This window comes from Ensifer sp. LC163 (genome assembly GCF_001695855.1).
In the GTDB taxonomy this organism is placed as follows: Bacteria; Pseudomonadota; Alphaproteobacteria; order Rhizobiales; family Rhizobiaceae; genus Ensifer.
Map to the genome: position 1 here is coordinate 67,079 of NZ_MBSS01000013.1, position 11,980 is coordinate 79,058.

The following is an 11,980-nucleotide window of genomic DNA, read 5'->3' on the forward strand; positions in this document are numbered from 1 at the left end:
TCCCTCGGCACTGGCTGTTTTGTTTTTTAGCCCTTTCATTGCCGGGTGTGCCGGCTGAAACAAGCAGTCAGCAGACAAACGAAAGCCGGCGACCGAGGCCGCCGGCGATAAAGGCTGTGTCGATGATCAGGCTGCGGCCTTCGTCGACTCGTTGAAGAACAGCGCCTGGCTGATCAGTGCCTTCACCATGTCAGGATTGAAAGGCTTGGTGACCAGGAAGGTCGGCTCGGGACGTTCGCCGGTCAGCAACCTCTCGGGGAATGCGGTGATGAAGATCACCGGGATAGCGCTGGTCTTCAGAATGTCGTTGACCGCGTCGATGCCGGAGCTGCCGTCGGCAAGCTGGATATCGGCAAGCACCATGCTCGGCCGGGTCTTCTTGTAAAGCGCAATCGCCTCGTCGTGGGTGCGGGCGATGCCGGTGACACGGTGGCCGAGGCTCTCGACCATGTTTTCGATATCGATGGCAATCAGCGGTTCGTCCTCGATGATCATGATATCTGTTGCGACCTGTCGCGAGATTTCCTGAGAGGCGCGGTTGAGAAGGGCGCCGACCTTGTCGTCGCTGACGTCAAGGATTTCGCTGGCTTCCTCGGGCCGGAAACCTTCGACCGAGACGAGAAGGAAAGCCTGCCGGGCAAGCGGCGACACGTTTGCCAGATTGACCGAGGCGCGCTGCTCCCAGGCAAAGGGCGAAACCGGTTCGGGAACCAGCACCGAAGAGGAGCCGAAGAGCGACGTATAGAGGCGGAACAGCGAGACCCGGTCATTGCGGGCCTCCGGGAAAATGGAGGTATCGGCAATCAGGGCCTCAAGCACGGCGGCCACATAGGCGTCGCCGGATGTCTGCGAGCCGGTCAATGCGCGCGAGTAGCGGCGCAGATAGGGCAGCAGCGGCGCGATCCGTGTGGACAATGTCATTGGGCACTCCCTCGAGAATATTTCTTGCAGTGACGTCGCCAAAACGTTTCACGCAAAAAAAAGTTCCGGGAGGGAACATTTCATTTTTCAGACGCGTTAAGGCGGTAATGAACACCACAAGGCGACATATTGACAATGAAGTATAAAACAGGGGCGGGGCGCACTTCCGGTACGACCTCATGGACCGAAGACCCGAACGCGCAGATTGCGGCCAAGCTGAAGGCGCTCTACCAGTCCGTCCAGGAAGAAGCGATACCCTCACGTTTTCTCGATCTTCTGGAGAAACTCGACGCAGCCGAGCAGCAGGCGGTTCTGCAGGGAAGGGAGTGAACGCCGGAATGTCGTCGGAAAAGAATGATTTCAAGCGAGAGATGCTCGCCGCTCTGCCGAGCCTTCGTGCCTTTGCCATGTCCCTCATCGGTCGCCATGACCGGGCCGACGATCTTGTCCAGGACACGATCATGAAAGCCTGGGCCAAGCAGGACCATTTCCAGATGGGCACCAACATGAAGGCTTGGCTGTTCACGATCCTGCGCAACGAGCTTTACAGCCAGATGCGCAAGCGCGGACGCGAGGTGCAGGACAGCGACGGCCATTTCACCGAATCGCTGGCCCACCATCCGGAGCAATATGGTTCACTCGATCTGCAGGATTTCCGGCGGGCGCTGGAGATGCTGCCGCCGGATCAGCGCGAGGCGATCATTCTCGTCGGTGCGTCGGGCTTTTCCTACGAGGAGGCGGCGACGATCTGCGGCTGCGCCCTCGGTACGATCAAGAGCCGGGTGAACCGCGCCCGCCAGCGCCTTCAGGATATCCTCCAGGTGCAGGGTGAGAACGACTACGGTCCGGACGAGACGTCCGCCCCCATTACGTCACGGGCATTCGTTTCCTGATCCGAAAGCGTTTTTGGCTGCCAGGGCGTTGCAAATCGAGAGCAGCCCTGCTTTCACTGGCGGCCTGAACGCCTCCGCAGACAAGCGCCGTGCGCAGATAGCAATCGGCGCCGGCCGACGGATGCGGCAGTTTGGAGTTGAGGCGGGATGCGCGAAAAAAGAGAAGAAAAAACCGCCCCGCCGGCCACATCGTTGCTCGACGCCCCTGAGCGCCTGAGTGTGCTGCATGCGACGGTGCCCGACATGGCGGTGCCCGACGCGGACTTCGACGGCATTGCCAAAATCGCCGCAGACCTCTTCGACGCGCCGATCGCGCTCGTGAGCCTTCTCGATCGAGAGTGGCAATGGTTCAAGGCTGCCGTCGGCACAACGGAGACGCGGGCGTCGTCGGAAGATTCGTTCTGCATACACGCCGCCGCCGATGCTGACAGCGTCGGCCTTGTTGTTCTCGACGCCTCCGTCGATCTGCGCTTTCGCAATCGGCCGCGGCCCGCCGGCGCGCCCTTCCTGCGCTTTTACGCCGGCGCGTCGATCATTCTCGATGGCCAGCCGATCGGCACGGTTTGCGTGCTGGATGTCGTGCCGCGCAAGGAGATCGCGCCGTATCTGATGGAACAATTGCGCCGGCTGGCCGATCTGGCCGCCACGCTTTTCAAGTTGAAAGACGAGGCCCGCCGCCGTGCGATCAAGGAGGCGGCGCTTTCCCGCGAGGAACAGCGCCACGCGATGGCGCTGGAAGCGGCCAACATCGGCAGCTGGCTCTGGGACGTCCGGTCTGGCATGATCGCCGGCAACAGCGCCATGATGCGCATGTTCGGATTGCCCGCGGAGCGGCCGTTCGGCGCCAGGGAAGTGTTCGGCGCCATTCATTCCGATGACCGTGGCGCGACCTTCGCCAAGCTTCGCCAGGCAATGAAGGCGGATGAGGAGTATGACGGCATGTTCCGGGTCGGTAACACCGGCCGCTGGCTGCTTGGTCGCGGGCGAGTGCATGATCGGGACAGCAAAGGAAATCCGCTGACCTTCATCGGCGTCACCATCGATGTCACCGACCAGCAGGCATCGGTTCAGCGGACGCGGCTGTTGCTCAAGGAACTCAATCACCGGGTCAAGAATACGCTGGCGATGCTGCAGTCTCTCGCCCGCCAGACCCTGCGCCAGACCAGCGATCCCGCCGAATTCATGACCGCTTTTGCCGGAAGACTTCAGGCAATCTCGGAGGCGCATGGTCTGCTTTCCGACCACGAGTGGGGCACGATCCGGCTTGCGGACCTGATTTCCAAGCAACTGATGCCACATGTCAGCGTCTATGCGGACCAGATCGAATTGCACAAGGACGAAGTGCTGCTCGGCCCCGACCAGGCCGTCGGCCTGGGGCTCGTGCTGCACGAACTTGCGACCAATGCCGTGAAATACGGCTCGCTGTCGGTACTGAACGGCAAGGTGGTGCTGACGGCACGCAACGTCGTCGAGGAAGGCGAGGCGGTGTTGCATCTGACCTGGACTGAGGTTGGCGGGCCGCCAGTGCGCGAACCGAAGCGTCGCGGCTTCGGCTCCATTCTGATCGAGCGCAGCCTCGACAAGGTTCTCGGCAGTTCGGTGAAGGTGGAATACATGGCGGCCGGGGTGACTGCCCTGATCCGCCTGCCGCTTTAGGGTTCCCGCCGCGGCCTGCGTTTCTTGCCTGCGCCGAGCAAGGCGCCGATGGCAAGGGCGGTGCCGACCGCGAGCAGCGGCTGTTTGCGCAGAATGCTGGCCGCGGCCAGCATGGTCAGATTGGTTTGCATCATCGACCGCCGCCGACGCTCTTCGGCGAGCCGCCTATCCCGCCCTTGCAGGGCGATCATCACGATGATCAGCACCAGGGCTGTCAGGATGAGGGCTGCGGCTATCGACGCCGCTGCGACGACCGGCGAATAGGCGGCGCTGAGATAAAGCGCGATTGCGATCAGTGCGAAGATGTAGGCGGTGACAAGCAGCGCGGCGACAACGGCGCACAAGACTGCGTTGCGTTTGAAACGTGATGCGGTGGCGCCGATGTCGGCGGCCAGCAAGGCGGACAGGGCAGCCCCGAGTGGTCCCATGCGCTTTTTACTCCTGGTAACACGTCAAAACGGGTGGGACGCTGCTGGCGTTCCCACCCCGTTCCATGATTGCCTGCCGTGCACCTAGCGCCGCAGAAGTGCTGCGGCGATCAGGCCGATGAGAGCCGCCGTGCCAAGTGTTGCGAACGGGTGTTCGCGCACCGCGTTGCGAAGCTGCTTTTCCGTGCCCGCGTAACGATCGCGCAGGTCGCCCAACAATTCCTCGCCGCTTGCGAGCAGGTCCTGAAGGCCGGCTTCCGCCTGGTCGCGCGCATCATGTGCCTTGCTGCGTGCCTGTTTCGACGCGTCGGCACTGCGGTCGGCAAGCAACGCGACGAGTGCCGCCATGTCGCTGCGCAGTTCGCTGAGCTGGTCTTCGATCGAAATGTCCTTGAGCGCGCCGTTGCGCTTGCTCGACCGGGAACTGGAACCTGAGAAGAGGCCTGAAGCCATGATTGGTCTCCCTTTCGCTGCAACGCCGGCCAAGGGCGACCGGCGTGATCTGCTCGAACCGGCGTGGCAAGCTCATCGCCACGGCCGGCACTTCAGGAAGGACAACGCACGAGTGCGCAAATTGTTTCGATAAATCTTGAAGTTGGCGCGATTTGCCGCCGTCGCCGCTAGAGCGTCGCCGTCTGCGGCAACACGAAGGGCACGCCGGCGGCCGGCATGGCGCTGACCTGCATGCGGCAGCCGAACACCGCTTCCATCGTCTCGTCGGTGAGCACATCGCGCGGAGCGCCGCTTGCTCGGATCTTGCCGGCTTTCATCATGATCATCCGGTCGGCGAACATCGCCGTCAGGTTGAGGTCATGCATGACGGCGATGACGCCGCCGCCCCGCTCGCAGAATCGGCGCGCAAGCTGCATGATCGTCAGCTGATGGCGGATATCGAGGCTCGAGACTGGCTCGTCGAGTAAGAGGTAACGCGGTTCGCCATCGGCGACCGGGTCGGAAATCTGACAGAGGACGCGGGCAAGTTGGACGCGCTGCTGTTCGCCGCCCGAAAGCTCCTGATAGAAGCGCCCGGCAAAGCCGCCGAGATCGACAGCCTCGAGCGCATCGGCGGCAATGCGGTCATTGGCCTTGGCATCGGAGGTCGCGCCCGAGGCCAGGCCAAGCCGCACCACTTCGCGCACCGTGAAAGGAAACGAAATCACGGTGGATTGCGGCAGCACCCCGCGTTTCAGCGCGAGCTCCCAGGGTTTCAGGCCCATGAGATTGCGGCCGTTGATGCTGATCGAACCGCCTTCTGGCGGCAGCTCGCCGGAAATCGCCTTCAACGTCGTGGTCTTACCACAGCCGTTCGGCCCGACGATCGCGGTCAGCGCACCTGGCACTGCTTCAAGCGAAACGCCATGGATGACCTGACGTCCGCCAAGCCGGACGGAGAGGTTGGATACCTTGATCATGGTCTCGTCTCACAGTCCCATATTCGTGCGACCGCGCAGCAGGATCCAGAGGAAGAACGGCGCGCCGATGAAGGCGGTGACGATGCCGATCGGCAGCTCTGCCGGCGAGGCGATGGTGCGGGCGATCATATCGGCCAGGATCAGCAAGGTTCCGCCGAGCAGCGCCGATGCCGGCAGGAGGTAGCGGTGATCCGGGCCGATAACGAGGCGCAGCAAATGCGGCACGACGATGCCGACGAAACCGATGCCGCCGCTGACCGCCACCGACGCGCCGGTTGCCGCGGCGACGCTGACTATGGCGATGTTCTTCATGCGCTGCACTGGAATGCCCATGTGGAACGCGGCCGCTTCGCCGAGCGTGATGGCGTTGAGACCGCGTGACAGGAAGGGCGTGACGGCCAGCGACAGAAGGATGATCGGTGCTGCCGCGGCGATCTTCGTCCAATTGGCGCCGGCAAGCGAGCCGAGGCCCCAGAAGGTGACGTCGCGCAGCTGCTTGTCGTCGGCCATGAAGATCAGCACGCCGGTGAATGCGCCGGTCAGTGCACCGAGCGCGATGCCCGCGAGAAGCAGCGTCGCAACCGACGTCTGGCCGCCGCGCGTGGCGATCCGGTAGAGGAGCAGGGTGGTCACGAGGCCGCCGATGAAGGCCGCAACCGGCAAGGCATAAAAGCCGAAGAGCGCAAACAACGGTCCGAACACCGCAGAGCCGAGCACGATCAGCAGGACGGCGCCAAGACTTGCACCGGAGGAAACGCCGACAAGGCCGGGATCGGCCAGCGGATTGCGGAACAGCCCCTGCATGACGACGCCGGAGACGGCGAGCGATGCGCCAACGAGCATGCCGAGCACGGCGCGCGGCAGCCGGATGTCGAGAATGATGATACGGTCGCGAACGGTCAGGACCTGGTCCGCGTCGTTGGTGCCCAGGAGCCAGCGCACGACGTTGGACAGCGAAGCATCGGCAGCGCCGGTCATGATCGAACCGACGAAGGTTGCCGCCGCAAAAACGACGAGCAGCGCAATGATGACGCGGGCCAGCCGCGCACGATTGCCGGACCGCCATTCGGCCCGGATATCGGCGGCGAGGGCCGTCAGGCGCATGCCCCGGTCCAATGCCTCACTGCGAGGCATTGGTCTTCTTTCCGTAGATTGCGGCATTGAGCTCGCGGATGGCGCCTGCCGTGCGCGGGCCGAAACCGAGCAGGTGCAGGCCGTCCATGCGGATCAGCGCCTTGTTTTTGGCGGCAGGCGTCAGGCTCAGCGACGGCAGGGCGAAAAGTTCGTCCGCCTTGGCGCTGTGCTCGCCGCCGCGATCCATCATCAGGATGACGTCGGGCTTGGCTTCGATGATCGCCTCGTCGGTCAGGGCCTTGTAGCCGGGGAACTTTCCGGCGGCGTTGATCGCGCCGGAAAGCTCGATGATGCCGTTGGCGGCGGTGCCGGTGCCCGAAGCCATGATCTTGCCGCCCTGGGTGCTGAGCACGAAAAGAACGCGTTTGCGTTCGCTTTCCGGACGCTTGGCGCCATCGGCGATGGCCGCGGCAAGATCGGCTTCCACCGATTTTGCCAGCGCTTCGGCCTTGTCAGGTACATTGAGAAAGGCGCCGACCGAGCGGATCTTGGCCGGGATGCTGTCCTTGTCGAAGGTTTCCGGCACGCTGGTAAAGGCGATGTTGGCCTCCTTCAGGACGGCAAGCGCCTCCGGTGGGCCGCTGCCTTCGATGGCGATGATGGCGCTCGGATTGACCGCGATGATGCCTTCCGGAGCGAGCTGGCGCATGTAGCCGATATCAGGCAGCTTGGTTGCCGCTTCCGGATAGGTGCTCGTCGAGTCGCGGCCGACCAATCGGCCTTCCTCGCCAAGCGCGTAGATGATCTCGGTAATCGCGCCGCCGACCGAAACGACGCGCGAGACGTCCGGCTGCTCTATGCTCTGCGCCATTGCCGGACGGATGAACGACGGCGCCCCCGGCGCCACGGCGGGCAGCAGGAAAGGAGCCGAAACCGCAAATGCGGCCAGGGCCAGCTCCCAGCGGCGAAGGCGGCGGAAGTCGAGACCGTTGATCATCACACTGTCCTTAAGCTGCGACGGTGGTGTTGAGGCGCGCCAGGCCTTCGGCGATATCGCGCCATTCGGGACGCTCGGCAAAACCTTCCTTACGCTTGCCGAAGAACTGGATGATCATCTCGCCCTTGGCATCGAGCGCCTCGATCGAGGTGACGTGACCATCGACCGTCGGCTTGCGCACGGCCCAAAGCTCGGCAATGTGATCGGTGCGCAGGTGAAGATGGAAGGTCGGGTCCATGACGTTGAGCCAAGGGCCCATCGGAGCGATCTTGGCGATCGGGCCGGAATGGATCTGGATCATGCCGCGGTTGCCGACGAAGCACATGATCGGCAGTTCGATCTCGGCGCTGGTGCGCATCATCGTCTCGACGCTTGACGGCTCGAGACGCCATGCAAAGTCGTCACCAATATGCTGCAGCGCCTGACGGCGACCGATCTTCAGCTTGCGCAGCAGGCCGTGGAACTGATGCGTGTCGGTCATCTTGGCCCAGCGGTCGCGTAGTTCGGTAACGTCGACGACACTTTCCTGCTTGTCATCGGCAGCCGGTGCGCTGGCGTCGGCGACGAAGGTCTGCGACTGGTCGTCGAGACGGAAGTCTTCGACGATCTTGTCGTAGGCGGCGAGATTCGACGTCGGGCGCAGGTGCAGCTTGTGCACGGCATTGCCCCATTTGTCGAAGAACTGCAGGCTCTTGCGTGCTTCACCGCTGTCGTCGGTCTTGGTCACGGCAAAGGCATGCGCCCATGCGCTCGGGAAGACGCGCAGGTCGATCTGCTCGCCGAGCACGATGCTGGCCATCTCGCCGGTCGTGATCTTTTCGTAGACGCCGATCTTTTCGTGAACGGCGCTCTCGTTGCGGGTCAGCGCCATGACCTCGCCCAGCTCCTCGGCGCGCAGCAGGAAGCGGTTGGCATCCGCGTCGATGCGCACCGCGGTCAAACCACATTCTGCGGCCACGAGGGCTGCTTCCGAAACGCCAAGCTGAGCCGCGATGTCGCGCTCGCGCATTTTCGGGTTTTCAGCGCGGTAGGCACGGATTTCGGACGGGGTAGGGCGGAGGCTCTCGGTCATTGTCATTTGCCTATTTGTTCAGGATCAGTTTGCCTTGGCGGGTGATCTTCATGCGGTAGATCGCCCCGTCGTGGGAAATGAGGATCTCGCTTTCGCCGCGAAAAAGGTCGCGGCTCTCGACGATCCGCTGGACACGCTGCGCTAAGGCCGCAGGTTGCGAAAGTCGCGCATGATCGGTGTCGTCGGCTGCCACGGTTCAGTCGTCTCTAGATGGCGGGAGGCGGTGTCTTTCCCGCATTTCCTGCCGTGCAATTCGTTTACTATCTTGACTTCATTACTCATATTTCTTTATGGACGCAATACCGGATCGCCACACTCAACTTAAGATGCTCCGCGCTTGTGGATAGATGGCGACGACTTCAACGCTCCGAGCCTCGGAGCGCCGATCGTGAGTGGTATTAGAATGATGCACCTTTCCCGTATGGTTGTTCCCGTGGCCTTCGCATTGGCGCTTGCAGCAAGCGGTGCCGGCGCTCAGGACGCTGCGTCCGCCGGCGCGCTCAACATCGAGCTCAACGAGATCGCGCCGTCGCAGAAGGGTTGCAAGCTGACATTCGTCGCTGGAAACGAATTCGCTCAGTCGTTGAGCAAGGTTTCCTTCGAGTTCGTAATCTTCGACCAGAAGGGACTGGTCGAGCGCATGGCGGTGCTCGACTTCCGCGATCTGCCCGCAGGCAAGACCAAGGTTCGGCAATTCGATCTTCCCGGCACGAATTGCGAAGCGGTGAAGAGCCTGCTGATCAATGACGCGCCCGCCTGCGTCGGCGACGGCGTCCAGGGCGATGCCTGCATGAAGGGCCTGAAGACCGGCTCGAAGTCCGCGGTCGAACTCAAGGGCTGAGATCGGTTTTCGCGTTGGGTACTGCGTTTGCGTCGCGGCTCGCGGCGAAAGTTAGGCTAGGATGAAGCACACCATCAAATGGATCGGCGCGATCGCGTTCTCCCTCGTGGCGCATGCCAGCGGGGCTATGTTGTTTGCACCGTCCGAACCGAAAGACGAGCCGGCCTTCGTGATGGGCGGCGTGGCGACGGAAGTCGCCCTTCTCGGCGATGCCTTCGACGAAACGCTGCAGGCCGGGGACCCTTCCGAAATCGTTGAGCCGACCGAAGACACGCCCGACGAGCTGAAGCCGGAGGAGATAGAGCCGGTCGAGGAGGTGACGTCGACCACGCCCGAGATCGTGGCCGAGCAGCCGCACGACCTGGTCGCCACGGAAGCAGACGTGATCCTGCCGGCGGAAGAGGTTCCCACGCTGCAGGTTGCAGAAGCGATGGTCACGGCCAGCGTTGCCCCGATCGAGACCGTCGTGCCGGAAGAGAAGCCGGAGATCCAGGAGCCGAAGAAGGAGAAGGTCGAAAAGCCCGAACCGAAGAAGGATCCGGTCAAGAAGAAGAAGGTTACCCGCAAGAAGTCGGGCGACAAGGGCGAGCAAGCGCAAAGCCAGGTCAAGGGCAAGGCCGACGGCGTGGAAAACGCCAAGGCTGCAACGGCTTCCGGGCAGGGCAAGGTGGCGAGCGCCGAGGGCAATGCGTCCTTCGACAATTACAAGGGCAAGGTTCGCAACAAGATCAGCAAGAAGCGCAAGTATCCTTCCCAGGCGCGGCGCCAGGGGGTAACCGGCGTTGCAACCGTAAGCTTTGTTGTCCAGGCCGATGGTGGGCTTTCCGGCCTGCGGCTGAGTGGAAGTTCCGGGTCGTCGATTCTCGACGAGGCGGCGCTCGACACCGTGCGCCGCGCGGCACCGTTCCCTTCGATCCCTGCCAGCATCGGCAAGAGCAGCATATCGTTCAATCTCCCGATCGATTACACGCCGGGTTGAGGCTTTCCAAGGCCGCTTCATCGCCGTGTGTGATGGCCGGCGTCTCTCGCCGGGTGGCCTCCGGAACGCTTGAAATAAATATGATTATAAAACTCATGTTTATACTTTACTCTGATAGTCAAGTTTAATAAGTTGCCGCCGTGACGCAACCGAACGGTGTGTGTCGAGATCATATCCCGATGCGATCGGTTGCCATGAGGGCCGTCGACGCAGCAATGAGGCGGAGAAGATTGCATGCGCGGCAAGCGTCACCATAATGCGGCCAAGAACGGCAAGGGTCGTTCCGGTTCCGAACGGGTCGAGGTCCGCGAAGAGGTCGCCAAGACGACCCTCGAAGGCCGCAGCTTCCTCTATGTCGGCGGACGTGACTGCCAGGTTGCGCATCTGCGCGAAATCGCCAGCTCCTTTGGCGCCGAGCTGCTGCACCACGATGGCGGCCTGCGCGAGGCGGTGTCGCGCATCGACCGCGTTCTTCCCTCCGTCGACTGTGTCTTCTGCCCGATCGATTGCATCAGTCACGATGCGTGTCTTCGGGTGAAGACCGGCTGCAAGAAGTGGGGCAAGGCCTTCGTGCCCCTGCGCAACGGCTCGAAGTCGAGCCTTGAGCGGGCGCTGCAGGACCTGACCAACAGCCGCAACGACTAGGACAAGCCAAAGTTATGACGTGCGGCGACGGCGAGCGGCCGCCCGCGCGCATGGAGATTTTTTCGAGATGAATGATGACCGCCCGGACCAGTGCATGATGATCGGCCTGCACAAATTGGCAGCGCAGAATGGCGACGGGCTCGTGCCCGAGCTCTACGAATTGCTGACGCGGCGTTCCCGCATGCTCGAGGAAAACCCCAACGTCACCGAGTTCCCGTCCTGGGAAACGCGTCGGCCCGGCCGGGATCCTTTCGGACTTGCAGAGCCGCAGGAGGGCACTATTGTTGCCTTCCCGAGGGCCGCAAACGAGCCGGCTCGCAAGAAAGACAGCGCATAAGAGGCAGACCATGTTCTTTGCAATGAACCGTTTTCGTATCGCCATCGGCCAGGAAGAGGCGTTCGAAGCCGTCTGGAAAGGGCGTGATTCAAGCCTTGCGGACATGCCGGGTTTTGTCTCGTTCCACCTTCTGAGGGGCGAAAGCGTGCCGGAAGAGGGCTACACGCTCTTCGTTTCGAACTCGACCTGGAAGGACAAGGATGCCTTTTCCGCCTGGACGAAGTCGGAGAACTTCCGGGCTGCACACAAGAATGCCGGCGATAACCGCTCGATGTATCTCGGCCCGCCGAAGTTCGAAGGCTTTTCCGTCGTCGAAGGCGCCTGATCCCAGGCGCCCTAGACTGGCGCGGTAAGCGTCAAGGCGCCTTTCGCGGCAGGAAGGCGCCGACCGAAACGGCAAGCCAGCCGGCCATGATCGTCGTGCCGCCGAGCGGCGCGGACATCGGAAACAGCCCGTGTCCCGTGGCGTGACGCATGGCCAGATCGGCGGAAAACAACGCCGTGCCAAAGGCGATCAGCAGGGCTGCGACCGGAGCGGTGCGGAAGCTCGGCCAGGCCGCATAAAGCGCGACGAGCGCCGGCGCATGCGCCAGGCACATGGCCGAGATCCCGGCGAGCAGCCTGGGGTCGGTGCCATGCGAGGCGGCTGCAGCACTGACCACCCCGGCAATCCCCATCAACCCGGCAACAAAGAGCGTCGTTGCGCGCAATCCACTTGAAGGCAT

17 protein-coding genes are annotated in these 11,980 nt (G+C 62.7%); 8 read left to right on the forward strand and 9 right to left on the reverse strand.

The window, feature by feature from the left end; all coding sequences use genetic code 11:
• Positions 1–126: 126 nt before the first annotated feature.
• Positions 127–921 (reverse strand): response regulator, encoded by a 795-nt coding sequence (locus BC360_RS14250; RefSeq protein ID WP_065795644.1) that lies wholly within the window; start codon positions 919–921, stop codon positions 127–129.
• Between the two features lie 135 nt (positions 922–1,056).
• Here BC360_RS14250 and BC360_RS14255 point away from each other — a divergent pair, with 135 nt between their 5' ends.
• The 3 genes from BC360_RS14255 (at position 1,057) to BC360_RS14265 (ending at position 3,470) form a co-directional block, all read left to right on the forward strand.
• Complete coding sequence (locus tag BC360_RS14255; RefSeq protein ID WP_053248081.1) at positions 1,057–1,251, forward strand: NepR family anti-sigma factor; 195 nt, start codon at positions 1,057–1,059, stop codon at positions 1,249–1,251.
• Positions 1,252–1,259: 8 nt separating this feature from the next.
• Positions 1,260–1,814 (forward strand): RNA polymerase sigma factor, encoded by a 555-nt coding sequence (locus tag BC360_RS14260; RefSeq protein ID WP_053248082.1) that lies wholly within the window; start codon positions 1,260–1,262, stop codon positions 1,812–1,814.
• 147 nt (positions 1,815–1,961) lie between these two features.
• Positions 1,962–3,470, forward strand: coding sequence for a sensor histidine kinase (locus BC360_RS14265; protein WP_065795645.1), 1,509 nt, complete (start codon positions 1,962–1,964; stop codon positions 3,468–3,470).
• On the opposite strand, the gene BC360_RS14270 is transcribed toward BC360_RS14265, so the two are convergent.
• The 7 genes from BC360_RS14270 to hemP all read right to left on the reverse strand — a co-directional run bounded on the left by BC360_RS14270 (position 3,467) and on the right by hemP (position 8,646).
• A complete protein-coding gene (locus BC360_RS14270) occupies positions 3,467–3,898 on the reverse strand; it encodes a hypothetical protein (RefSeq protein ID WP_065795646.1) in 432 nt (143 codons plus the stop codon). The two genes, BC360_RS14265 and BC360_RS14270, sit on opposite strands and share 4 nt — an antisense overlap.
• An 84-nt stretch (positions 3,899–3,982) precedes the next feature.
• Positions 3,983–4,351, reverse strand: a complete 369-nt coding sequence (locus BC360_RS14275; protein WP_065783098.1) for a DUF883 family protein — start codon at positions 4,349–4,351, stop codon at positions 3,983–3,985.
• Positions 4,352–4,518: 167 nt separating this feature from the next.
• Entirely contained in the window at positions 4,519–5,310 is a 792-nt protein-coding gene (locus BC360_RS14280; protein ID WP_065795647.1) for a heme ABC transporter ATP-binding protein, read from the reverse strand.
• A 9-nt stretch (positions 5,311–5,319) separates the two neighbouring features.
• A complete protein-coding gene (locus BC360_RS14285; RefSeq protein WP_065795648.1) occupies positions 5,320–6,444 on the reverse strand; it encodes a FecCD family ABC transporter permease in 1,125 nt (374 codons plus the stop codon).
• On the reverse strand, positions 6,431–7,381 hold the full coding sequence (locus BC360_RS14290) for a heme/hemin ABC transporter substrate-binding protein (RefSeq protein ID WP_065783095.1): 951 nt from the start codon (positions 7,379–7,381) through the stop codon (positions 6,431–6,433). Before BC360_RS14290 ends, BC360_RS14285 begins: the two co-directional genes overlap by 14 nt.
• A gap of 10 nt (positions 7,382–7,391) precedes the next feature.
• Complete coding sequence (locus tag BC360_RS14295; protein ID WP_065795649.1) at positions 7,392–8,453, reverse strand: hemin-degrading factor; 1,062 nt, start codon at positions 8,451–8,453, stop codon at positions 7,392–7,394.
• A 10-nt stretch (positions 8,454–8,463) separates the two neighbouring features.
• Positions 8,464–8,646, reverse strand: coding sequence for a hemin uptake protein HemP (gene hemP / locus BC360_RS33050; protein ID WP_065795650.1), 183 nt, complete (start codon positions 8,644–8,646; stop codon positions 8,464–8,466).
• Between the two features lie 213 nt (positions 8,647–8,859).
• Here hemP and BC360_RS14305 point away from each other — a divergent pair, with 213 nt between their 5' ends.
• The 5 genes from BC360_RS14305 to BC360_RS14325 all read left to right on the forward strand — a co-directional run bounded on the left by BC360_RS14305 (position 8,860) and on the right by BC360_RS14325 (position 11,580).
• The gene (locus tag BC360_RS14305; protein ID WP_139110041.1) at positions 8,860–9,294 is read left to right on the forward strand and encodes a hypothetical protein; all 435 of its coding nucleotides are present in this window, start codon (positions 8,860–8,862) and stop codon (positions 9,292–9,294) included.
• Between the two features lie 61 nt (positions 9,295–9,355).
• A complete protein-coding gene (locus BC360_RS14310; protein ID WP_065795652.1) occupies positions 9,356–10,273 on the forward strand; it encodes an energy transducer TonB in 918 nt (305 codons plus the stop codon).
• 234 nt (positions 10,274–10,507) lie between these two features.
• On the forward strand, positions 10,508–10,918 hold the full coding sequence (locus tag BC360_RS14315) for a DUF2325 domain-containing protein (protein WP_065783090.1): 411 nt from the start codon (positions 10,508–10,510) through the stop codon (positions 10,916–10,918).
• A gap of 67 nt (positions 10,919–10,985) precedes the next feature.
• Positions 10,986–11,255: a hypothetical protein gene (locus tag BC360_RS14320; RefSeq protein ID WP_065783089.1), complete on the forward strand. Its 270-nt coding sequence runs from the start codon at positions 10,986–10,988 to the stop codon at positions 11,253–11,255.
• 10 nt (positions 11,256–11,265) lie between these two features.
• Positions 11,266–11,580, forward strand: coding sequence for an antibiotic biosynthesis monooxygenase family protein (locus BC360_RS14325; RefSeq protein ID WP_065783088.1), 315 nt, complete (start codon positions 11,266–11,268; stop codon positions 11,578–11,580).
• A gap of 31 nt (positions 11,581–11,611) precedes the next feature.
• Here the strand turns inward: BC360_RS14325 and BC360_RS14330 are convergent, their stop codons facing one another.
• Positions 11,612–11,980, reverse strand: a complete 369-nt coding sequence (locus BC360_RS14330; protein ID WP_065783087.1) for a DUF423 domain-containing protein — start codon at positions 11,978–11,980, stop codon at positions 11,612–11,614.

Bases quoted from the DNA above. Each gene is read 5' to 3' on its own strand.
- BC360_RS14250 (WP_065795644.1), bottom strand. From the start codon at position 921: ATGACATTGTCCACACGGATCGCGCCGCTGCTGCCCTATCTGCGCCGC.
- BC360_RS14255 (WP_053248081.1), top strand. From the start codon at position 1,057: ATGAAGTATAAAACAGGGGCGGGGCGCACTTCCGGTACGACCTCATGG.
- BC360_RS14260 (WP_053248082.1), top strand. From the start codon at position 1,260: ATGTCGTCGGAAAAGAATGATTTCAAGCGAGAGATGCTCGCCGCTCTG.
- BC360_RS14265 (WP_065795645.1), top strand. From the start codon at position 1,962: ATGCGCGAAAAAAGAGAAGAAAAAACCGCCCCGCCGGCCACATCGTTG.
- BC360_RS14270 (WP_065795646.1), bottom strand. From the start codon at position 3,898: ATGGGACCACTCGGGGCTGCCCTGTCCGCCTTGCTGGCCGCCGACATC.
- BC360_RS14275 (WP_065783098.1), bottom strand. From the start codon at position 4,351: ATGGCTTCAGGCCTCTTCTCAGGTTCCAGTTCCCGGTCGAGCAAGCGC.
- BC360_RS14280 (WP_065795647.1), bottom strand. From the start codon at position 5,310: ATGATCAAGGTATCCAACCTCTCCGTCCGGCTTGGCGGACGTCAGGTC.
- BC360_RS14285 (WP_065795648.1), bottom strand. From the start codon at position 6,444: ATGCCTCGCAGTGAGGCATTGGACCGGGGCATGCGCCTGACGGCCCTC.
- BC360_RS14290 (WP_065783095.1), bottom strand. From the start codon at position 7,381: ATGATCAACGGTCTCGACTTCCGCCGCCTTCGCCGCTGGGAGCTGGCC.
- BC360_RS14295 (WP_065795649.1), bottom strand. From the start codon at position 8,453: ATGACCGAGAGCCTCCGCCCTACCCCGTCCGAAATCCGTGCCTACCGC.
- BC360_RS14305 (WP_139110041.1), top strand. From the start codon at position 8,860: ATGCACCTTTCCCGTATGGTTGTTCCCGTGGCCTTCGCATTGGCGCTT.
- BC360_RS14310 (WP_065795652.1), top strand. From the start codon at position 9,356: ATGAAGCACACCATCAAATGGATCGGCGCGATCGCGTTCTCCCTCGTG.
- BC360_RS14315 (WP_065783090.1), top strand. From the start codon at position 10,508: ATGCGCGGCAAGCGTCACCATAATGCGGCCAAGAACGGCAAGGGTCGT.
- BC360_RS14320 (WP_065783089.1), top strand. From the start codon at position 10,986: ATGAATGATGACCGCCCGGACCAGTGCATGATGATCGGCCTGCACAAA.
- BC360_RS14325 (WP_065783088.1), top strand. From the start codon at position 11,266: ATGTTCTTTGCAATGAACCGTTTTCGTATCGCCATCGGCCAGGAAGAG.
- BC360_RS14330 (WP_065783087.1), bottom strand. From the start codon at position 11,980: ATGCCTTCAAGTGGATTGCGCGCAACGACGCTCTTTGTTGCCGGGTTG.